The sequence below is a fragment of the Marinococcus tarijensis genome, assembly GCF_054971385.1.
Map to the genome: position 1 here is coordinate 79,957 of NZ_JBQOJA010000008.1, position 17,853 is coordinate 97,809.

Here is a 17,853-nt window from a genome sequence, read left to right on the forward strand (position 1 = left end):
TTGCTTATATTTTCTTCACTTCGTCCATAGGCATGTTCGCTATTTCTTTAAACCCTAATTTGTATGAAGGATTGTTTTTGTTACCTTTATAAAAGTACCAATCGTCTCCAAAATCCTCCATTTTACTCAACTTGTTATCTTTGTTTTTAATTTCAAGGATTTTATCTTTGAGTGAATCGCCATTTTCATCCTCTTCAGGAGTACCATAACGATTACAATATCCCTTGAACCCCTTGTCGATAACCGCTTCAATAAAATCTAAATGCTTGTTATCCATCCAGAATACCTCCCTAAAATATGATGCCCTACCACTTTCTACATCATCTGGGAGAATTCCTCTTACGGTAGCGAAAATTATTTACGCTCCGTCCCTTTCATCATGTGCTGCATCATCTTCTGCATGTCACCAATGCCGCTCATGGCTTGCTGCCGGTACAGATGCGCCTGATGCTCCTGCAAGATGTGTGCGATCTCGATCTCCGAGAAGTCAGCTTCCTGCAATATCTCCTTGTACATCATCAAGGATTCCGCATGCTTCCACATGTAGGCTTCTTTTTTCTCAGCGGTGCTTTCATTCATGGAGCCGACCTCCAGTTCTAAAGATTATCCATTCCCTTGCCTTGCAAAGATAGGCAAGGTCATTCCTTGCGCTGACGCGCTTCGGCCGCCGACTGGCTCCGCCTTTTTAATACTTTTAAGACCAGGTGCTAAACCCTCATCCTCGCTCCTGGCAAGGGATGAGACGCGATACTTAGTACCACGTCCTAAGTGCGGTATAGCCTCGCCGTTCCTGCCTTCCATGATAGCATAAGAAATTTCAAAATAACTAATCGGTCAACAATCATGCACTCTTACTGTGGATAACTACACCATTCTGAACGTTTCTTTGTGCATGCTCACGTTAAAGAAACAATTTACCTCTTCGATCTCGTAAGGAGTGAAGCCAGCAACAATCATTGCCCCTTTAAACTCTTCGTTGGTGATGTAGCTACCCAATCGCCAATCTTCAAATTCATGCTTTAATCCATAACTGCTGTGCCTGTCATTTTTAGTCTTTCGCTTACGGTAATTCGCTTCAATAAACGCCAGAAGTAATTCCTGTTTCTCTTCATCCAGTTTTCGGAAATGATGGATAAGGTCTGTACACTCCTCGTAGATGTCCTGAATAGGAATTTTATAATTAGCATCTGTAATAAGACAAGAAAATACATCGGAGTTTGTCATTTTCCCTTCAGGTTTTGTAATCTTTTCTACTTCCAATTCCAATAAATCTTTTAATTTTTCGTATGGTTGCTGCATTGAGTGACATCCTTTCTGTATTTACCTTCTTTATAGGCGGGGATATTCTCTGGATAATGCAATACTGCTTGTTCTTGCCAATAATCCCAAGCAATTTGATCATAAGCTCTTTTAGCTTCTTTTTTACATTCAAAAACTCCAACGTAACCGTTTTTTATTTCCACTCTAAATTTATTTCCATCTTTTGTTACGCCACGAGTTTCAGTTACATTCATATTTCTCCGATGTTTTAAGCGTTTCTTCTTTTCCATGGGCGTTTTTCGGTTATCCACCCCAATGTCATTCAAAAACATCCCTTTAACGCCATATTTTTTCACAGCATCGTTATAAGCTAAAGCAGCATCATCTTCCCATTGAAATATTCCTAAATAACGACTTTTGCCTTCTACCATTATCGTTGCGTGCCATCTTTTGGTTCTTTTATTCCAAAAAACTCCTTTGTATTTTGAAGTTCCTCCTCTACTTTTTTGTTTAATATTCTTTTTTGAATAGTCGTAGACTTGTAAATTTTCTTTTCTGCAATCAAATGGGTCTTCGTTAATTATTAAAACAATCTCGTCGTTTTTAGGTTGTAATACCCAACGACTTAATAATTGGCTTTGATTATCAATTCTCGAATAAATTACAAGGGAGTAATCGCCGCTTTTACTGACTATCCACGTATACCCCTTACACCGCTCATAATCCTCATCATCAACCAACGCATATTCCCCTGTTTGCAACGGTAATTTCTTAACCATGCTATTCTCCTCCTTGTAACATCTTCGCACATTCCCGCAATAACTCATACACCCGCCGTTGTTGGCACCCAAGTACCTGCGCAATCTGGAAATGATCGTACTCTTGCAGCCGGAGTTGAAACGCCATCGCGTGACGTTCGCTCGTAATCCGATGCTGCCGGTGCTCAATGTATCGGACTTGATGCTCCAAGTTATCTAACAGTGCATCCTGCATCATCAATGTCGCAGCTTCATCCGCCGTATGATCGCTATGACCGCCCCCTTGGGCCTTCGGCATATCCGCGCCTTCATACTGTGCCACCTGTCCGCGGCTCGTAATCAACCTGTAGGCCGCGTAGATTTCCTTGATCCATTGCTTGTTCTGCCGGTAGTTTCCAATCCATGTGAGGATGTCTTTCGTTTCTTGTGCTTTTTCCTCATTCGCCCGCTGTTCGCCCAAATTAATCATGCGCTGCCCCCTCAAGTAATGTATAATGGAAGTGACGGTTCCGTCCTTGAGAGAGGGCGGCTTTTTTGTCTCTATAAAACGAACAGGCTCACCAGCAACGCCGCCATGCTTGCCAATGCCAATCCCAGCATCGGTTCCTGGTGCTCTTTCTCCGCCGCTGCCGCACCCATCAATCCAATCGCAAACATAAGCAGCAGCACCACCTGAAACGCGATCACCATTTACTCATCCCTCCCTCGTTTAACAGTGTAATGACCCGGCGTTGGTTCTAACGCTTTTACTTTGTACAAACTCATAGAAAAACTAACGTGAATGTCTTCTTCCTGCGCATGCTCTTTGGTATAACAAACCCCGGACTTTCCTAAAGAGATCCGATGTGCTTGTACAGGCGATGCGTATAAATGAATGTACATTTACTCGTCCTCCTCGACAGGCTCATACGTTGCCTCGAATACATCCGGCTTAATAGGGTAAAAGTGCTTCCCATCCGGCTCCGGCACAACGTAATCGCCTACTTCTAAATTGACGGTCTGCCCATCGTGAATCGTATGCACATGCGGTTCACTGTTCACCTCTTGAAAGCATGACCGGGATTTGCACATCCCTTTGACCAAATGCCCGTACTTTTGATACTGCTGCGCTTCAATAATTACTGGCTTCTTCCGATATTTCATCTACTCGTCCTCCTTCTAGTTGGTTTGTTGCGTTAGCCTCTCTTTCCATTGCTCTACGCGATTATTGACCCTCTCCCGAAACGTCTTTTCCAACTCTGTATACCTTTCGTGCGCCAATTTCTCTGACTTCTGCGCTTCTCTTACTTTCTGTTCCATTCGTTCTGTATAAAACGGATCTTCACTTTTCATCAGCTTGTCGAATTGTCGGGAGAGGGAGCGAATCATCGACTGCTTGAGCGTTTCCTCATCGACTGTTGGCTGTTGCTTGGTTGCTCGTTTGATGCTCGCATACCCATCGAACACGCCAATATCAGCAGGTATTTCATCTTTCACCTTGTCGTACAACTCTCTTGGCATCACATAATAGTTATAGTGTCCGCAGAAGGTGTTCTTTGCCTTGCTACGGAAATCAGATACCGATACCTTGATCTCATAGCACCGCCATATCCCTTTCGTGTCATATGTCATGTAGTCCACTCGTTCGTTACCGCCAAAGCCGATTGTTACCTCAAAACAGCTGAAGGTGCCCATCTTTTGCGTATGCTTGTACAAATCATTTTCTAATTTCCTGGTGAGTTCTGTTTTTGCCATGCTTGCCCTCCTCTGCCTCTCGGCATACCTTCCAATACCTACGCCGCAATCGTCGCCAATTCTTCGCTGTGGCGTCCTCATTGGCTTGTACGTCCACTCGTAGTCTGCTCATATCTGCCCCGCCTTGTGCCGATCCCACGCATAGTCCATCAACTCGCCCGGCTCCCACAGGTCGGTATGATGACACCACCCGTGCCGCGTCGGCGTGAACTTCACCCAGTAGCTGCCGGGTTTCCGCCGCTCGTCCGTATGAATCACCACGCCCCATACCTGCCGCACCTCACTGAATACCCGCGTGCCTGGTTCATAGCTCATGTGCCTCGCCCCTTTGCTTGGATTAGTCGTCCGCATTGCCCGCGTGCAGCATCGCTCGAATGTAGGAGCGTGCACTTGCCAGTGCTTCCTCCCGGCTATATCCTTGCTTCTTGCACTCTTCAAAATACTTCACTTCCATCGATACGGTATCTCGAATCGCGGATGCTGTTTGTTCCCACTGCTGATTGCTGAACATATCCATGCTTAGTCCTCCTTCTCATCCATCAACCGCTTAAAATCCTCTGCCTTCATCACAATCAGCCAGTCTTTCCGATCCGCTTTCAATGCCAATGCGTCTGGCTGCTCTCTCTCGTCTTCTAGCAGGTCGTACAGCGTCTTCCAACCTGTCTTCCGTGCTTTAACCTCCCATTCCAATCCAAACGCTGTCACGTCGTTCTGATAGCCTTCTTGTGCGCCGGAGAGGGGAACGCGTTGTCCCCCGACCAGCTCTGCAAATTCTCGCTCTCTGCGTTGTCCTTTATCTCTGCTTGCCTTCCCCACGCAACCGCCTCACTTTCATGCACTTCTGCTGTTTCTGTCGCTCGATGTACGCTTCCACCACCGGAAGGCGCTCGGCGGGAACAATCGTGCAATGCTCCCACCGCTTCCACCGTCCGGGGCGGTACAGCACCTCATACTGCTTGGCTTGCTTTAGCATGTTATTTCCTCCATTGTTTGCTAGCTTTCTGCATGTAGTACACATCACGTTTTAACAATTTCAGTTCCTTCTCAAGCTCCTCCCAGTCACCATGCTTTTTGAAGTCTTCTCTTACGCCATGTACGCGAAGTTTGAATACATTCAGGTCGTTGGTCATGTGATCTTTATTCGTTATCATGGTCGCCCTCCTTTATTTGCCGGTGCTCCCAAAACCGCCTGTGCGCTCCGTCTCGTCGATGTCTGCCACTTCCGTGAACGTTGCCCTTGGCACGGGTTTCAAGACGCCCTGAGCGATCCGCTGGTGCTTTGCAATGGTTTCTCTTGCTACTGGGTACGTTCGCCCTTGATCAAAGTGGACGATTTTTTCTGTGCCATCCTCGTTTTCTGTTGTTGGATACGTGGCGGTCAGTCTCGAATCAAAGCTCACGTTCTCCATAATCACCTGCACCTCGTCCGTGTAGTCGCTGTCAATCGTGCCGGGTGCATTGACGATCCGCAGCTTCGTCTTGAGCGATAACCCCGACCGTGGACGGATCTGCACCTCGTAGCCTTCCGGTATATCCAACGCTAACCCCGTGCGGATTAATGTCGTTTCGCCCGGATCAACGACCGTTTCTTCCAGGGCGTACAGGTCAAAGCCGGCGCTTCCTGCGGTGGCATACGTCGGAAGCACCGCGTCCTCATGCAGTTTCTTGACGTTGATGTTCATGCTTTCTCTCCTCCGCCTTTCGTGGTCTTCGCATATAGTAGGTTGGTAATCTTATAGCCCATCGCCCGCTTGCGCTCATTCACAAAGCCGATGCTCACACCGAACGTTTCCGCAATGTCCGCAGTGCTGGCCCGCATCCGCAGCTGCTGCCGGATCACCCGGTCGGTCAGTCGCGCTTCGTTGCGCCGCATCGCCGGGCTTTTCAGGCTCTCAATGTAGTTGTGCATCTCGTCGATGTCCCAGTGGGTCGTTGTGACGCGGCTCATGGTTGTCCCTCCTTCTCGAATTTCCATTCCATGTTGAACGCTTCGATCTCTTCCTCTCGGATGTACCCCGCTTCGATCATTAATCGGAGGTAAGAGAAATTTAATCCAACCGCCAGTTTTCTTAGTTGTTCCGGCTTTGGAGAATATCTATTGCTCTCAATCTGCGAGAGATAAGCGTGAGAAATACCTGCCCGCCGGGCAACTTCTCGTGTGCTTAACCCGTGCATAGTGCGGATATGGTGGATTAGTTCTCCGAATGATTTATCCCAGATGCTCATGCTTTCGCCTCCTCTAAGCAAAATATCTCCATACGTCCTGCACAAACTCTGGCTCGACGTTGTATTTTTTGGCTACCACTTCGAGCGGTGCCGTCCCTTCTTCCGCTTTGATCTTGCGCGGGGTATCGTCCTGTGGCTCCGGCGGCGGTTGTCGCTTGCGTTCGGCTTTTAAGTCCACAATGGTCGCCGCATCTTTCTCGCTCATGCCGCGACGCACCCGACTGATGAAGGTATTCGCTTTGATGCCGTTTTCGACCGCCACCTTCTCCCAATACTTGTAGGGTTTTTGCCGGAGTGGCGTGGTAATCGCGTCATACTTGCTCCACCCACGGTAATAGCGATCATTTAGCGTGTGATACGATATGCCGTTGGCTTCCGCTTCTTGTCGTTCCGTCCGTGTGAATAGTTTGCTTGGTCGCCCTTTTTCGCCCATCGGCCCGTCCTCCTTATGCTTTTTGTCGATTGCAGTCGCCCTGAATCACTTGCCGGAAGTAGTTGTGCACTGGCTTGCGGTCTTTCTCTGCGATCAATGGCGTGCTCACCGCTTCCTCTTTACTCCACCCTTTTTTCATGCGCTGGTACAAACGTTGATCCGATAACCCCAGCCTGCGCGCCTGCTGCAATTCCTCATCCGTGAAGACGCGCTTCCTGGCTCGATTCGCTTTCGCTGTCACTTCTTTATGCGTTGCCGGAGGAATCGTGCTGGCATCTTCCACCGACCAGCCATACTGATGAATGCGGGCATGGTAGGTACTCCGGTTAATGCCGTTCGCCACGGCTTGTTTTGCTCCTTCCGATACACTCCATTGCAACGGCAAACGAACAGCATCCTCAATGTCCCAACCGAGCTTGTAGACCCGCTGACGCAATCGCTCGGCGTCAATCCCATTCGCTTTCGCTTCATCAAAATGCTGCGGCTCGATGTAATACACTTTGGTCATCCAAACACCCTCTCTGCGTTTCTGTGCGCTTGCTGTGCGCCTATTTATTCCTTTTGAGTACATTTTATCCAGTAACGTCCGCCGGACGTCCCTGCGCCTTCTCTATCGCCTCCTAGGCGTTGCCGAGGTTGAAGGTAAGCTCAAAGGGCTTGATCGTCTCCCAGGCAACGCGCCCCTTGTAATGCTCGGTCATGGCGTGTCACCTCGGTCCTTGCGGTCTTCGACGAAGCAGATGAGCTTTGCTCCCCAGTCTTCATAAGGCGAATGCTGCGCATCTTTCGGCACAACTCTTAACGGCTGCCCTTCACTCGTCTGGAAAATGTCGCCCGCTCTCCATTCACCCGGCTTACGTCCTGCGTTCAAGAACATCAGCGCTCGTTCATCGGTGATCTTCTCGACATGCTTCTTGAAGAATGTGCCGCAGTTACCCATGAATGCTTGACTGGAGTTCAAGAAATGAGCCGTGATGCCGTTTTTCTCATCACCTAATGTCACCTGGGCATAAGAACCGTGAAGCTCCGTATGCTCATCGTTGAATCGAATCCAGTCACCTTCTTGAATCTCCGGCTGTTCTTCATACCACAAATTCGTATCCCGGATAAATGTCTTTTCACCGTTCGCGTACAGGTACTCCCACCCTTTCAAGGCATCGTTATCATCGAAAATCACTTCGCGCCCGTCCTTGTCTTTGAATAATTGTCCCGGTTTTGTTTTCGCTAACGCTAACGCTTCCGGCAAACTGTACGTTTCCATCGTCTCGCTCCTTTGCTCGTTTATTTCTTCTGCCGACTCTCCGTCGCAATGGAATGTCCATATCTTTGGCTGTGGCTTTTGCTCTTTGGCTTTCTATTGAATCTCCTCTCCGGCTTCTCGGAGAATGGTCTGCAAACTATCGCGGAATGGTTTGTCGGCCATATGCTTGTCTAACTGCTCCAAGAAGGACTTCGTTTTCCCAGGACGGCGTCCAGATACCATGAGTCGTTTCATCCTCCCACCCCTTTCTCCTGCATCTGCTCCAGGTACACGGCGTGCGCCACATCCCGCAGCCGCACCTCGGGAAACACGGCTTGCAGCTCGTCCACGCTCACCGCCCGCCCCTGCGCCTGCATGTAGTCGTACACGCGCTGCGCGTCTTCGGTCCATGCGGTTACGGCCATACGCTTGCCACCTCCCGGTATCGCTCCTGCCATCGCTGCCGTGCCTGCTTGCGCCGCACATGCTTGGGAATCGTGCCATGCCCGAAGGCTTCCCGCGCCGCCCATCGTTCCTGGGCGTACTGCTGGATACCTGCACGGATGCTCGGCTCATCGAACTCCAGCAGGAGGGCCTGCGGGTCAATGTAGCCGCCGCGCAGCCAAATCTCGCAGCATACTTCCTGTGCTCTCATAGCTGAACGCCGCGCTTTCGCAACTCTGCAAATACTTCCTTTTTGATCCCTACTTCTTCGATCATGTCGAGCACAGCGTCCATCTTTCCTCGCCGGTACATTTGACCGTCCGTTCCTTTGGATGCTTGGTACTTTTCGTTGCAATCCTGCACGTAGTCGGCGGCATTTCTGATTGTGTCCTGCATTACAGTCGCCCCTCCTCTCGATACACGCCGTAGTTCAAACGGATAAAATGTTCGCCACGGGTGTGTCCGACTTTGTGTCCTTTGATATACGCTTCTTTTAGCAGTTCCTCCAGTTTCGGCACACTCATGCCTTCTTCTGAAAACTTTTGAATTTTCGCTTGTTTCCATTGTTCAAAATACGTTTCTGCATCGTTTGCATCTTGGACTAGCGGCCATTCTTTTTCGCTCATGCGTTCGTCCTCCTTAGAATCGATTCCATTCCGGTTTATAGAACACGCAGTCCGGGTCGCACCGTTCCACCATCATTGGGTCATGGCAGCCGTAGTGATACTGGTTGAAACTCTGCTCATACACCAGCTCCAGGCGGTCATCCTCCATTGGCGGATCGTTGCGCTTGTTCCATTCATCCAGCGCTGTCCATACCATCGTGGGATTCAGGCCATGCTTTTGCAGGTGCGTCGCTACCCGGATCGCGCCGTTGTTGCGCTCCCCGTCCGCCACGCCTTTCGTCATCATCGTCTGCATACAGATGTACGTGGAGGTTTTGCCGTTGTTTTCTTTGGCGGTGTTCACCTCAATCGGTTCGTGGAACAATTCTGCGAGTTCCGGCACAACATCGTAATCTTCTTCAATGTCTAATCGCTCGCCCGGCGTCTCCGCTAACTCGAAAATGTCTTTCATTGTGCCATGCGCCACCTGGAAGTCATACAACTCAACTTTGAACAGGCCGCTTTTGCTGTTGATTGTGTTGGGCAGCCGGAATAGGCGCGTTTTGTCATAGATGCCTGTATCAATCGCCAATCCTTTGGCAATGTACTGTGCCACTTTGCGGAAACGTTTGTGAATCATCGGATCGGGCTGCGCATCCATCACGCCGGAGGGAATCATAATATGAAACCCTTTGGAGCCGGAGAAGTAGTACCGGCAGGTGTTGCGGTCAATGCCGTAATCCTCCAGTCGTTCAATCAGCTCCCGGGCTTGATCCTGCGCCTGCACCAAGTCCTTGGCGTCAATGTCAATCGGCATCCAGTCCGCATACGCCGGTCCTTGAAACTTGCCAAGCGTTCGGTGTTCCTCGAAATAATCAATCGCTTCGGCGTTGTACCGGAAATAGGTCATATACATATCGGTGTGGCCCTGGTAGTTGCGGACCGCCCGCACGTTCATGACGTTGTTGCGATTCTGCGGTCCATTGTTCGCTGTTTCCACGTAGTGATACTCTGGATAATTCATCGCCCTACGCCTCCTGCAAGACTTCGTTAATGTACTGATGTTTTTTGTCAAAATTGACGTAAATCGGATAACGGTCACTATCCCGCCGTACCTTTTCCTTGCTGATCTTGTAATTCACCTTTTGCGCTTGCTTGTCGTCTTTGTACTTTTGCCGGATCAGGTCATTATCCTCGCTGGTCAATGGTTCGATGTAGTACACGACATCGCACTCGTTTTTCATGGCTTTCGCACCTTCGAGATACCCTTCAAAGTTTCGCTGCGCCATGATGTAAATGGGGATCTGAAACTCCCGGGCAATCTCCTTGATCTGCTTGGTTGCTTCTTTCAGAAACTCATGTTCTTTTCGTGGCGTTGGGTGTACATCCGTCAGACGCTGCACATAGTCGATAATGAGATAGTCCAGCTTGCCGTGTTGCAGCTGAATTTGCTTCGCCAGTCCTCGTATTTGCGGTACGGTCAGTCCCGGTAATTCGGAAATAATGGCGTTTGATTGTGCGTATCGGTTCATGGCGGATTCAATGCGTCCATCCTTTTCGAGTTGCGTTTCGCTGCTGCCTTCCAGTCGCCCGGACATGATCTCTTTCACGGATACGCCAGCAATCGGCGATACGATCCGTTGCACCATTTCATCCTCGCTCATTTCCGTGTTGAGGTAGTAGCCGACATGGTCCTGGAACACGGAGAAGTTGCGCATGATATTGATGCCGAGCGCCGTTTTCCCCACGCCCGTTTCCGCTCCGAGCAGTACCAGGTCGCCTTTCTTCCCGCCGAGGGTGTTTTCATCCATCGTAGGAAAGCCAACAACGCGGCCGTTAGAGGTCGTACTGTACCGTAATCCGTAAGCAGCATCCGGGTTGCGCCGTCGTTCCCGGTAGGCTTCCAGATGCTTTTCTGCTGTCGGTTGCGGCATAAGGATCGAGTTGTCCGTTTTCAATCCAATCAGGCTGCTTAAACTGCTGGTAATGCCGTTGGATATGGTTTCGACTTCACTTCCGACGGAGAGCTGATACAATCCGCGGTTCAACATGCGATGCAGCTGCCGTTCTTTCTGCGCCGTCTGTACCTGCTGCATGTCTTGCTTGTAGTGCTCGCGGTCAATGTAATGACCATCGACGGTGCGTGCCATGTGCTTGATGCGGTTATCTTTGGTGCTGTTCTCCACCATCGCCAAGTCGATGTACCTTCCGTCCGCCATGTAACCAATATGCTCATACAAGTTGCGGCGGTCATCGGAGGTGAAGTGATCCGCTTCCAGGTCGGAAATAATTTCATATCGTGCCTGTTCGTCATTAATCATTGCGCCAAGAATGGCTAACTCCGCCCGTTCATTTACTGGTTCTCGCTGCTCCATGTCTCCCACCTTCTGTCCTTTGCCTTACTTCAAACCAATGCCGAGGAGTTCCGGGTCTGCATCAATGGAATCGTCTCGGTACTTCTCATGCGGATCGACATAGTTTTTTTGTTCGTAATCCTCCTGGTAATCGTCGAAAGCTCGTTGATTAAGGAAACTTGCTCCATGCTTAATGAATCGTGCCTCTGTGCCGTGTTTGTTCACCTCTTCGGCATAGTTCTTTGCGCCACGTATCATTTCTTCTGCTGTTGCCTGGCGATCTTTGCCCTTCGTCGTCAGACGAGAGATAAAACTCTTTTTTGCATTTTGCTTTTCTTTCTTCCGGGGGTAATAACTCCAAAATTCCTCAAACGCTACTTCATGCTCCGCGGTATTATCTTTACTTTTCTTTTCTTTACTTTTCTTTTCTTTGTGTTCAGAAACTGTGTCATTCTGGGTAGTTTCTGCTTCAGAAACGTTTTCTTTGTATCGTTTCCGCATGTTTTCGCGCTTTTCCACGACTCCGCGGGATCGTTTCTTCACTCCATCACTGGTTAAAACGCGTTCATTTTCGTATTTTTCTCGATCAAAGCACCCCCATTTGAGGGATGTTTCTAACATGCTGTTGAATTTCTCCGTAGTTACATCTAACTTTTTGGAAAGTAACTGAATAGTTTCTGCGTCAGAAACTTCTAACTCGAAGTTATTGGTGCGATATATACGCTCTAAGAGTATGAAATAGAAAACGTAGCCATCGTTTCCGTGTATCATTCGTAGAGCTTCTATTTTTTCGTCGTTTGCTGCGTCTACATCATGTGGAAAGTAATCCATGCCCTGTTTTGCTGGTCGCGCCATGTGCCCGTCCTCCTTTGCTGCTATTTCTTCCGGTGTTCTTCTCTATGGCAATCAATGCAAAGTGTGATGCCATTGTTGATCTTATATCGATCTTTCTTATACTTAGCGAACGGTTTAATATGGTGAGCATTAAGCTCGCCACCTCGTTCGTGGCAATGCTGACAAGTGTAATCATCTCGTTCAAAAACCCTTGTTCTCCATTGTCTATAAGCGAGACTATTTCTTTGCTCTTTTCCTTTTCGTTTCCAAGGAGGTATAGGGTTATCGCCTTTCCATACTTGAATGTCACCTTCATCGTCAATCGCGACTTGGAAGTCTCCAAACATACCTCTTGACGATAAATATTCTTCAGCGGTGAATTTACCTTGTTTAAGGGCGCAGTCCGTGCATAGGTGATAATCTCCGTCCTGGTATCTAGGCCATGATTCATGTATTTGTTCTGCGCAGTGATCGCAAGAGAAAATCAAAAGGGAAATCATAATGTCACCATTTTCTACCTCATAGCTTGAATGAAAACTCATCCAACCCGCCCTTTCTGCTTGTTCAGGTAATCTTGTACAGCTGCGGTTATCAATTCATTCTTGCTCATTCCTTGCCGCAGAGCTTCATACCGCAGGCGGTCACTAAGCTGTTTGTCGGCACGGAAGGAGAAGTTTGTCTTGACGTCTTTTGTTGTATTCATGACGTCACCTCCTACTCTTATAATACACTGTTCAACTCATGACGTCAACCGTTGAACAATAAACGTTTGCTCTTTTTTTACATCCGTCATATAATGACATCAAAGAGACACCAAAAGGAGCGATAAGATGTCAGATCAGAAACGGTTTACGTTGCGTATTGATCACTCGGTGTATGAACGCGTCGAACGTATGGCAGAAAAAGAACGGCGCGGCATATCCAAGCAAATGGAACTGTTAATGGAAGAAAGACTCGATCAATTAGAGAAAGAGCAGAAGGAGAACCGCTGAGGCCTCCTTCTTTTTTATGCTCTTAGAACGGGAGTTCCTGGTTATCATCTACCTTGCTGCCGTCAAACGGATCATCGTTGCTTACGCTCTTGCTTTCCTCGCCGTTCTTGCTGCGGTCCGGTTTTTCTAAGAAATTCACATTGTCGGCTCGTACTTCCACCACGTTCACGCGCTGCCCGTCGTTGTTCTCGTAGCTGCGGCTCTGCACCGAACCATTCACACTAACCAGGCTGCCTTTCTTCGTGTAGTTGGCGACGGCTTCTGCCGCTTGCCGCCATACCACGCAGTTCAGGAAATCGGCCTCGTACTCGCCTTGCTGATTCTTGAAGGGACGGTTGATGGCGATACGGAAGTTGCATACCGCCGTGCCATTCCCCGTGTAATTCAACTGTGGATCTGCTGTCATACGTCCTACTCCTGCAAATACATTCATGTGTTATGCCTCCTGCTTTTCTTTAGAATTGTTTGCTTGCTCGTTCCATTTTTCCAGGGTGCCAAGTGCTTCCGTCGCCTGTGCTTGCGTGATCGCTTCAAGATCGCCAATCTTCAAGTGCTGGAATACCATCGCGACCTGCGTGTTTCGTGCCTCGGCTAGTTTCTTCGCATCCGCCCGGAGCTTGTTCTTTTGCTGGGCGGTGGCTTTTGGTGCGTCGGTGCTCTGCTCCTCTTTCATTTCCCTGCGGGAAGGCTGCGGCTTGTTTTGCTGTTGCGGTTTGCTCTGCGTTTTCTGCTGCGGCTTATTCTGTGGCTTGTCTTGTTCAGGGTCATCGCCAGTTGGGATCATAAAGGCTTTCATGATGGCGTATTTCTGAGCGCCGGTGATTGCCTTGTAATAGCCTTTATCGCCGCTGTCCTGTCCTTCTCCGACGCTGTGAAAGGTGATCGTTTCTCCGGTTTCACCGTCCATAAATGTGACTGCCAGGCGAACCATATTGATATACTCGGTGTTGCCGCTGCGGTTCTTGTGCTCCCGTAGGTTATGCTCCACCACATCAGAAAGCATGATGATGGAACGGTCCGCCAGGAAAGCACGGACATGATCCTGCACGTCGCTCTCTGTGGCATAGTTATATTTATTGAAGTTATTGAAGCCGTTCTTCGGGATGCGCTGTACCTCGTTCATGATTTCCGCTAGTTTCTTTACGAGCTTTCGTTCTTCTGTCATTCTTCGTCAACCTCCAATGTTTGTAATACTGCTTCATAGTCATGGATGATCTGCTCGGCTTGCTGGCGTTCCTTCTCAATGTCCTGCAGGCGGGACTCGAGCTTGTGCTTCTCGCTGTCGAGCATATCCACGCCGTACCGTTCACGCCGCAGCGTCTTTTTTATATCCTTAATGGCTTCTTCCATGCTGTCCTCCTGTGGTATACTTGAGACGTAGAGTCTTTCTCCGCTCGCTGTGTCCGCAGCGGGCTATTTGCGTTCTACCTGGCGGAGCGCTTCCTCCAGGTATTGCTTCAGCGTCGGATCGTCGAGGGCTTCCCACTCCAGCCGATGGATCAGCTTGTCGATGGCGTGGTAGCGTTGCCGGTCGGTGAGGTCGTCCCACCGTTGGTTGAGCCGGAAGTCGGTGGCAGGGCTCATGTTTTCACCTCCTTCATGTACTGCAATTTATGGAGCTTGTCGCGAATGCCTCGGAGTATCTTTGCTTTATCGCCCAGGTGCGGAATGTCTTGCATTTTCTTCCCGTGCAAAGCGATATGGTAATGTTCTTCTGCTTGGCGTTGCTTTTCCGTGATCTCTGCGATAACGGTGCTTAAATACTCGTTATAAGCGTCTGTGTCGCGGATAACTTGCTCATAAGCATCCGAGATACCGCCATGCTCACTAGCTGTTTCGGGATCGTTCATGTTCTCTGCTTCTACCGATATTTTGTGGTGCTTTACCATTTCAATAGTCCATTTCGCTCGTAGTTTCTCCATTCAGTTGTCCTCCTCACATTCCTTGCAGAGTTGCCGTTCTGCGGGTAATAGCGGCGTCTCACAGTGTTCGCAGTAATATTCCGGCGTGTTCACCGGGTCGTTCATCAAATGGCCGTATGGGCTTTCGTGGGCGCCTAAATCGCGTATAGTCATGTGTGATCCCTCCGTGGTATAATAAGAAGTGGAATTTCCTCCAAGCGCCGCCTATCCCCTTAGGCGTGGCGCTTTTTTAGTTGCTCAGGGTTTCGATCATCCATGCGATGCCTTCCCAGTGTGGGGGTCCGGCTGCGACAAAGATGAATGCCAGGGCGCCGATGCCTAAGCTGATCGTGCAGTAGTCGGTGAAATCCCAGTGCCTCATCATGCGCCCTCCTCTCCAATCTTCAGCAGTAATCCATCCGCCTGTGTTTTCTGCACCCACAAGCTCGTCACGTCGGGAATACTCACGTCCGTTTCGCGTTCCATTGCGTAGAAGAAGCTCTCCACCGCCGGAATGACATCGAACACCTGCTTGAGGAGCAAATTTGCCTTGCCCTGCAGCTCGAGCATCCGTCCGGGACGTTTCTCCGTGCGGATGAGTTCCATCAACTCCTGCAGGCTCTCATTGGCTTCTCGCATCTGCTGCATGAGGTTGTGGCTCGTGTCCATCGCCCGCTGGTTCATGCTCGGGTGAATGGGTGGTACGTCCAGTGGATCGTAGCCGGTCATGTGCTCGTAGGCGTCCCAGTTTTCTCGTTCTTCGGTGATCGTGAACCAGGCTGCAATCACATCGGCATAGAGTTGGTCGTTGTGGCCGTTCTCCCAGTAGGATACGGCCCGTTGGGTGATGGTGCGGTGCGTCTGTTTGCTGAGTAGCTGCGCCATTCGTGCTTGCGAATAGCCTTTCTTTCGTCTGCCTCCGCTCATGAGTGCTGCTAAGCGGTCCGGGGCATAGATAGACTGCATGGTTATCTCCTCCTTTTGTTAGTGCGGGTTACGCGGTATATTAGTAGTACAGCATCGGGTCATTCGCCCGACTCGGTGCTGAATGTGGCTCGCAGCTGTTCGAGTAGTCGTTCTTGCTCGCCCGGCGGGAACTGCTTCAGCTGTTGTGCCAGCTCATGTTCGCTCATGTGCTCGTCCTCCTTTTGAGGAAGCCGTCTGCTTGCCCGGCAGGCGGTGTTTTATATCGCATCGGTGGTCATGCTTTTGGCTTCCTGTTCGTCCATCCAGCGGTCCAAGGAGCTGCGGCGAAACATCACCCGGCCCCGTGGGCGGAAGTGGTAAATCTCGCCGCGCTTCGCCATCGTGTACATCGTGTCCTTGCAAACGCCGAGGTAGTCGGCGGCTTCGCGGGCATTCATGGTTTCTCGCATGGTGGGCCTCCTTTAGTTAGGTTGTAGTTCGTTTTTTAAGGCTTCGACTAATCTCACTTGTCCTTTTCCAGTGATATAAGTTGTGTTTCGATGTTTGTCTTTATGGTCATTCGCTGATATGACTCGCGGCACTGATTCAAAAAGCCCCTGCTCCAAATATCGTTGCTTTGGATCGTTGCGTTCCTTGCCGGTTTTAATGAGATAACCTCGATCACGTAACCACTGGAACATTTTGTTTCTACCGATGTTTATTCCATGTTTGTCGTAAATGAGTTTGCAAAATGCTCCAACGTTTATAGAACCGTCACTTGCCGATACTTGCTTTCCATAGTTCGTATAAGGAGAATCTAGCGCGATCTGTTCTTCCAATGTGCTGATCTTCTTTTGCTGGTAATCCATCGCACGCTTGATGACCATTTCGGGATCGTTCCACATCTTTTCGACTTTAATGAAATATTGACGAGCTTCTTTGCCTCGTTCGGTTCGTTGAAGCATGGCGAGTTCTTTAGCCATATCAAGTTTCAAGTGATGGTCTTGTCTTCTTCGGCCGCCTGTACTTTCTAACAAAAATGTTATAAAGTCTGATTCTTCTTCAAAGCCGTAACCAATCATGCGTTCGATCCAAATGGAGTAAGGTGTTGGCACTTCTAAATATTCATGAAGTTCTCGGCCTGAAACGACAATATCTCCGGATGCAGTTTCTGTAGTTTTAATTAGTTCGTTCATGTTATTCAACTCCTTCTAAGATTGCGTATTTCACGGTGTTACACGTTCGGCATTTGTACGTTAGTAAGGTGCGATCTTTCGGAATCGTTTTGGAGGTAATGCGCCAGCGTCCGTGTTTGCAGAAGCAGTACAGGCCGTGCATGGAATCACCTCTTTAGGAAGTTTGTTTTTGTTTTTTACACGATTCGTGACACTCATTTTCAAAAAAAATAGTCCAATTAAACTCGAAAAGGCCAGCTATTTTTTTAGCGTTACTAACCGTGACACCTCTATCGCCGCGTTCTATCATAGCGTAAGCATTTCTTGAAACACCTATTTTCTTGGCTACATCCTCTTGAGTAAGTCCTTTTTGTTTTCTGATGTCCAGTAGCCATTTTCTCATTGCAACCTCCTTCCTGACACCTTTCGTGTCATTTGTTGATTTAATCATAATACACAATTCGTGTCATGTAAACCCCTTTTCGAAAATTAATACACTTTTTGTGTAAAAACTTTATTTGACACTTTATGTGTCTATATAATAGGAGTGAGTAAACTATGATAGGAGAAGTTACAATGCTAAAAGAAAGGCTTTACTCCTTACGAAAAGAGGTTGGGTTAAATCAAACAGAATTGGCAAAACGTTTAGGCGTCGGGAGAACAACCTACGCAATGTATGAACAAGGAAGGCGAAATCCTGATTTTGATACTTTGTCTGATATAGCAGATTACTTCAAAGTCACCACTGATTACCTCCTTGGTCGCTCTGACAACCGCGATCTCACTCAGGAACAAGAACAATTCGAGAAAGAAAAGGCCGAGTTCCGCGAGAAGCACGGCATGAATAACCTTAGCAACGAGACGCGGGAGTTTGCGCACCGGTACGAGAGCCTGACGCAGGAGCAGAAGGACGAGATCGAGCGCATATTAGAATGGGAAGAATATAAGAAAAGCCGCGGAGAGTAACAATGGCCTATTGAGCATCATAGGA

41 protein-coding genes are annotated in these 17,853 nt (G+C 48.9%); 2 read left to right on the forward strand and 39 right to left on the reverse strand.

Annotated features, from left to right (window positions below; all coding sequences use genetic code 11):
* Positions 1–4: 4 nt before the first annotated feature.
* The 29 genes from ACTTK7_RS06605 to ACTTK7_RS06745 form a co-directional block, all read right to left on the reverse strand.
* The gene (locus ACTTK7_RS06605; RefSeq protein WP_462866787.1) at positions 5–277 is read right to left on the reverse strand and encodes a hypothetical protein; all 273 of its coding nucleotides are present in this window, start codon (positions 275–277) and stop codon (positions 5–7) included.
* 77 nt (positions 278–354) lie between these two features.
* On the reverse strand, positions 355–579 hold the full coding sequence (locus ACTTK7_RS06610) for a hypothetical protein (protein ID WP_462866788.1): 225 nt from the start codon (positions 577–579) through the stop codon (positions 355–357).
* Between the two features lie 285 nt (positions 580–864).
* Positions 865–1,299: a hypothetical protein gene (locus ACTTK7_RS06615; RefSeq protein ID WP_462866790.1), complete on the reverse strand. Its 435-nt coding sequence runs from the start codon at positions 1,297–1,299 to the stop codon at positions 865–867.
* Positions 1,275–2,039 (reverse strand): AP2/ERF family transcription factor, encoded by a 765-nt coding sequence (locus tag ACTTK7_RS06620; protein ID WP_462866791.1) that lies wholly within the window; start codon positions 2,037–2,039, stop codon positions 1,275–1,277. Before ACTTK7_RS06620 ends, ACTTK7_RS06615 begins: the two co-directional genes overlap by 25 nt.
* Before the next feature lies 1 nt (position 2,040).
* Positions 2,041–2,487 (reverse strand): hypothetical protein, encoded by a 447-nt coding sequence (locus ACTTK7_RS06625; protein WP_462866793.1) that lies wholly within the window; start codon positions 2,485–2,487, stop codon positions 2,041–2,043.
* A 71-nt stretch (positions 2,488–2,558) separates the two neighbouring features.
* Positions 2,559–2,708, reverse strand: coding sequence for a hypothetical protein (locus ACTTK7_RS06630; RefSeq protein WP_462866795.1), 150 nt, complete (start codon positions 2,706–2,708; stop codon positions 2,559–2,561).
* Positions 2,709–2,900, reverse strand: coding sequence for a hypothetical protein (locus ACTTK7_RS06635; protein WP_462866797.1), 192 nt, complete (start codon positions 2,898–2,900; stop codon positions 2,709–2,711).
* Positions 2,901–3,161, reverse strand: coding sequence for a hypothetical protein (locus ACTTK7_RS06640; protein WP_462866798.1), 261 nt, complete (start codon positions 3,159–3,161; stop codon positions 2,901–2,903).
* A 15-nt stretch (positions 3,162–3,176) separates the two neighbouring features.
* On the reverse strand, positions 3,177–3,752 hold the full coding sequence (locus ACTTK7_RS06645; protein ID WP_462866799.1) for a hypothetical protein: 576 nt from the start codon (positions 3,750–3,752) through the stop codon (positions 3,177–3,179).
* 108 nt (positions 3,753–3,860) lie between these two features.
* Positions 3,861–4,067: a hypothetical protein gene (locus ACTTK7_RS06650; RefSeq protein ID WP_462866801.1), complete on the reverse strand. Its 207-nt coding sequence runs from the start codon at positions 4,065–4,067 to the stop codon at positions 3,861–3,863.
* A gap of 22 nt (positions 4,068–4,089) precedes the next feature.
* Entirely contained in the window at positions 4,090–4,269 is a 180-nt protein-coding gene (locus ACTTK7_RS06655) for a hypothetical protein (RefSeq protein ID WP_462866802.1), read from the reverse strand.
* Between the two features lie 2 nt (positions 4,270–4,271).
* Positions 4,272–4,568 carry a hypothetical protein gene (locus ACTTK7_RS06660; RefSeq protein ID WP_462866803.1) on the reverse strand — a complete coding sequence of 99 codons (297 nt, stop codon included), beginning with the start codon at positions 4,566–4,568 and terminating at the stop codon, positions 4,272–4,274.
* Positions 4,546–4,725 (reverse strand): hypothetical protein, encoded by a 180-nt coding sequence (locus tag ACTTK7_RS06665; protein WP_462866805.1) that lies wholly within the window; start codon positions 4,723–4,725, stop codon positions 4,546–4,548. The genes ACTTK7_RS06660 and ACTTK7_RS06665 overlap by 23 nt, the downstream gene beginning before the upstream one ends.
* Before the next feature lies 1 nt (position 4,726).
* Positions 4,727–4,903 (reverse strand): hypothetical protein, encoded by a 177-nt coding sequence (locus ACTTK7_RS06670; protein WP_462866806.1) that lies wholly within the window; start codon positions 4,901–4,903, stop codon positions 4,727–4,729.
* A 12-nt stretch (positions 4,904–4,915) separates the two neighbouring features.
* Positions 4,916–5,434 (reverse strand): dUTP diphosphatase, encoded by a 519-nt coding sequence (gene dut / locus ACTTK7_RS06675; protein ID WP_462866808.1) that lies wholly within the window; start codon positions 5,432–5,434, stop codon positions 4,916–4,918.
* Positions 5,431–5,661: a hypothetical protein gene (locus tag ACTTK7_RS06680; protein WP_462866810.1), complete on the reverse strand. Its 231-nt coding sequence runs from the start codon at positions 5,659–5,661 to the stop codon at positions 5,431–5,433. Before ACTTK7_RS06680 ends, dut begins: the two co-directional genes overlap by 4 nt.
* Before the next feature lie 35 nt (positions 5,662–5,696).
* Entirely contained in the window at positions 5,697–5,978 is a 282-nt protein-coding gene (locus ACTTK7_RS06685) for a helix-turn-helix domain-containing protein (protein WP_462866812.1), read from the reverse strand.
* A 13-nt stretch (positions 5,979–5,991) separates the two neighbouring features.
* Entirely contained in the window at positions 5,992–6,411 is a 420-nt protein-coding gene (locus ACTTK7_RS06690) for a hypothetical protein (protein ID WP_462866814.1), read from the reverse strand.
* 13 nt (positions 6,412–6,424) lie between these two features.
* The gene (locus ACTTK7_RS06695; protein ID WP_462866816.1) at positions 6,425–6,919 is read right to left on the reverse strand and encodes a hypothetical protein; all 495 of its coding nucleotides are present in this window, start codon (positions 6,917–6,919) and stop codon (positions 6,425–6,427) included.
* A gap of 189 nt (positions 6,920–7,108) precedes the next feature.
* Positions 7,109–7,672 (reverse strand): hypothetical protein, encoded by a 564-nt coding sequence (locus ACTTK7_RS06700; RefSeq protein WP_462866818.1) that lies wholly within the window; start codon positions 7,670–7,672, stop codon positions 7,109–7,111.
* Positions 7,673–7,902: 230 nt separating this feature from the next.
* The gene (locus ACTTK7_RS06705; protein ID WP_462866820.1) at positions 7,903–8,076 is read right to left on the reverse strand and encodes a hypothetical protein; all 174 of its coding nucleotides are present in this window, start codon (positions 8,074–8,076) and stop codon (positions 7,903–7,905) included.
* Positions 8,067–8,306, reverse strand: coding sequence for a hypothetical protein (locus ACTTK7_RS06710; RefSeq protein ID WP_462866821.1), 240 nt, complete (start codon positions 8,304–8,306; stop codon positions 8,067–8,069). The genes ACTTK7_RS06705 and ACTTK7_RS06710 overlap by 10 nt, the downstream gene beginning before the upstream one ends.
* Positions 8,303–8,491 (reverse strand): hypothetical protein, encoded by a 189-nt coding sequence (locus ACTTK7_RS06715; protein ID WP_462866822.1) that lies wholly within the window; start codon positions 8,489–8,491, stop codon positions 8,303–8,305. The genes ACTTK7_RS06710 and ACTTK7_RS06715 overlap by 4 nt, the downstream gene beginning before the upstream one ends.
* Positions 8,491–8,721 (reverse strand): hypothetical protein, encoded by a 231-nt coding sequence (locus ACTTK7_RS06720; protein ID WP_462866823.1) that lies wholly within the window; start codon positions 8,719–8,721, stop codon positions 8,491–8,493. The genes ACTTK7_RS06715 and ACTTK7_RS06720 overlap by 1 nt, the downstream gene beginning before the upstream one ends.
* Positions 8,722–8,734: 13 nt before the next feature.
* A complete protein-coding gene (locus ACTTK7_RS06725) occupies positions 8,735–9,724 on the reverse strand; it encodes a primase C-terminal domain-containing protein (protein ID WP_462866825.1) in 990 nt (329 codons plus the stop codon).
* 4 nt (positions 9,725–9,728) lie between these two features.
* On the reverse strand, positions 9,729–11,075 hold the full coding sequence (locus ACTTK7_RS06730; protein WP_462866827.1) for a DnaB-like helicase C-terminal domain-containing protein: 1,347 nt from the start codon (positions 11,073–11,075) through the stop codon (positions 9,729–9,731).
* Positions 11,076–11,099: 24 nt separating this feature from the next.
* Positions 11,100–11,909 (reverse strand): DUF4373 domain-containing protein, encoded by an 810-nt coding sequence (locus ACTTK7_RS06735; protein ID WP_462866828.1) that lies wholly within the window; start codon positions 11,907–11,909, stop codon positions 11,100–11,102.
* 20 nt (positions 11,910–11,929) lie between these two features.
* Positions 11,930–12,430, reverse strand: coding sequence for an HNH endonuclease (locus tag ACTTK7_RS06740; RefSeq protein WP_462866830.1), 501 nt, complete (start codon positions 12,428–12,430; stop codon positions 11,930–11,932).
* Positions 12,427–12,591 carry a hypothetical protein gene (locus tag ACTTK7_RS06745; protein WP_462866832.1) on the reverse strand — a complete coding sequence of 55 codons (165 nt, stop codon included), beginning with the start codon at positions 12,589–12,591 and terminating at the stop codon, positions 12,427–12,429. Before ACTTK7_RS06745 ends, ACTTK7_RS06740 begins: the two co-directional genes overlap by 4 nt.
* A 127-nt stretch (positions 12,592–12,718) precedes the next feature.
* On the opposite strand from ACTTK7_RS06745, the gene ACTTK7_RS06750 reads away from it, so the two are divergent.
* Positions 12,719–12,880, forward strand: a complete 162-nt coding sequence (locus tag ACTTK7_RS06750; protein ID WP_462866834.1) for a ribbon-helix-helix protein, CopG family — start codon at positions 12,719–12,721, stop codon at positions 12,878–12,880.
* A gap of 22 nt (positions 12,881–12,902) precedes the next feature.
* Here the strand turns inward: ACTTK7_RS06750 and ACTTK7_RS06755 are convergent, their stop codons facing one another.
* From ACTTK7_RS06755 to ACTTK7_RS06800, 10 genes are all read right to left on the reverse strand, one after another.
* The gene (locus ACTTK7_RS06755; protein ID WP_462866835.1) at positions 12,903–13,313 is read right to left on the reverse strand and encodes a single-stranded DNA-binding protein; all 411 of its coding nucleotides are present in this window, start codon (positions 13,311–13,313) and stop codon (positions 12,903–12,905) included.
* Positions 13,314–13,316: 3 nt separating this feature from the next.
* Complete coding sequence (locus tag ACTTK7_RS06760; RefSeq protein WP_462866836.1) at positions 13,317–14,045, reverse strand: ERF family protein; 729 nt, start codon at positions 14,043–14,045, stop codon at positions 13,317–13,319.
* A complete protein-coding gene (locus ACTTK7_RS06765; protein WP_462866837.1) occupies positions 14,042–14,230 on the reverse strand; it encodes a hypothetical protein in 189 nt (62 codons plus the stop codon). The genes ACTTK7_RS06760 and ACTTK7_RS06765 overlap by 4 nt, the downstream gene beginning before the upstream one ends.
* A gap of 63 nt (positions 14,231–14,293) precedes the next feature.
* On the reverse strand, positions 14,294–14,464 hold the full coding sequence (locus ACTTK7_RS06770) for a hypothetical protein (protein WP_462866838.1): 171 nt from the start codon (positions 14,462–14,464) through the stop codon (positions 14,294–14,296).
* Positions 14,461–14,802: a hypothetical protein gene (locus tag ACTTK7_RS06775; protein WP_462866840.1), complete on the reverse strand. Its 342-nt coding sequence runs from the start codon at positions 14,800–14,802 to the stop codon at positions 14,461–14,463. The genes ACTTK7_RS06770 and ACTTK7_RS06775 overlap by 4 nt, the downstream gene beginning before the upstream one ends.
* Positions 14,803–15,031: 229 nt before the next feature.
* On the reverse strand, positions 15,032–15,166 hold the full coding sequence (locus tag ACTTK7_RS06780) for a hypothetical protein (protein WP_462866841.1): 135 nt from the start codon (positions 15,164–15,166) through the stop codon (positions 15,032–15,034).
* Positions 15,163–15,747, reverse strand: a complete 585-nt coding sequence (locus tag ACTTK7_RS06785; protein WP_462866842.1) for a hypothetical protein — start codon at positions 15,745–15,747, stop codon at positions 15,163–15,165. Before ACTTK7_RS06785 ends, ACTTK7_RS06780 begins: the two co-directional genes overlap by 4 nt.
* Before the next feature lie 218 nt (positions 15,748–15,965).
* Positions 15,966–16,157: a helix-turn-helix domain-containing protein gene (locus tag ACTTK7_RS06790; RefSeq protein WP_462866844.1), complete on the reverse strand. Its 192-nt coding sequence runs from the start codon at positions 16,155–16,157 to the stop codon at positions 15,966–15,968.
* Between the two features lie 12 nt (positions 16,158–16,169).
* The gene (locus ACTTK7_RS06795) at positions 16,170–16,883 is read right to left on the reverse strand and encodes a phage antirepressor KilAC domain-containing protein (protein WP_462866845.1); all 714 of its coding nucleotides are present in this window, start codon (positions 16,881–16,883) and stop codon (positions 16,170–16,172) included.
* Between the two features lie 154 nt (positions 16,884–17,037).
* The gene (locus ACTTK7_RS06800; protein WP_462866847.1) at positions 17,038–17,265 is read right to left on the reverse strand and encodes a helix-turn-helix transcriptional regulator; all 228 of its coding nucleotides are present in this window, start codon (positions 17,263–17,265) and stop codon (positions 17,038–17,040) included.
* A 155-nt stretch (positions 17,266–17,420) separates the two neighbouring features.
* Between ACTTK7_RS06800 and ACTTK7_RS06805 the strand changes: the two genes are divergently transcribed.
* The gene (locus ACTTK7_RS06805) at positions 17,421–17,828 is read left to right on the forward strand and encodes a helix-turn-helix domain-containing protein (protein WP_462866848.1); all 408 of its coding nucleotides are present in this window, start codon (positions 17,421–17,423) and stop codon (positions 17,826–17,828) included.
* Positions 17,829–17,853: the final 25 nt, after the last annotated feature.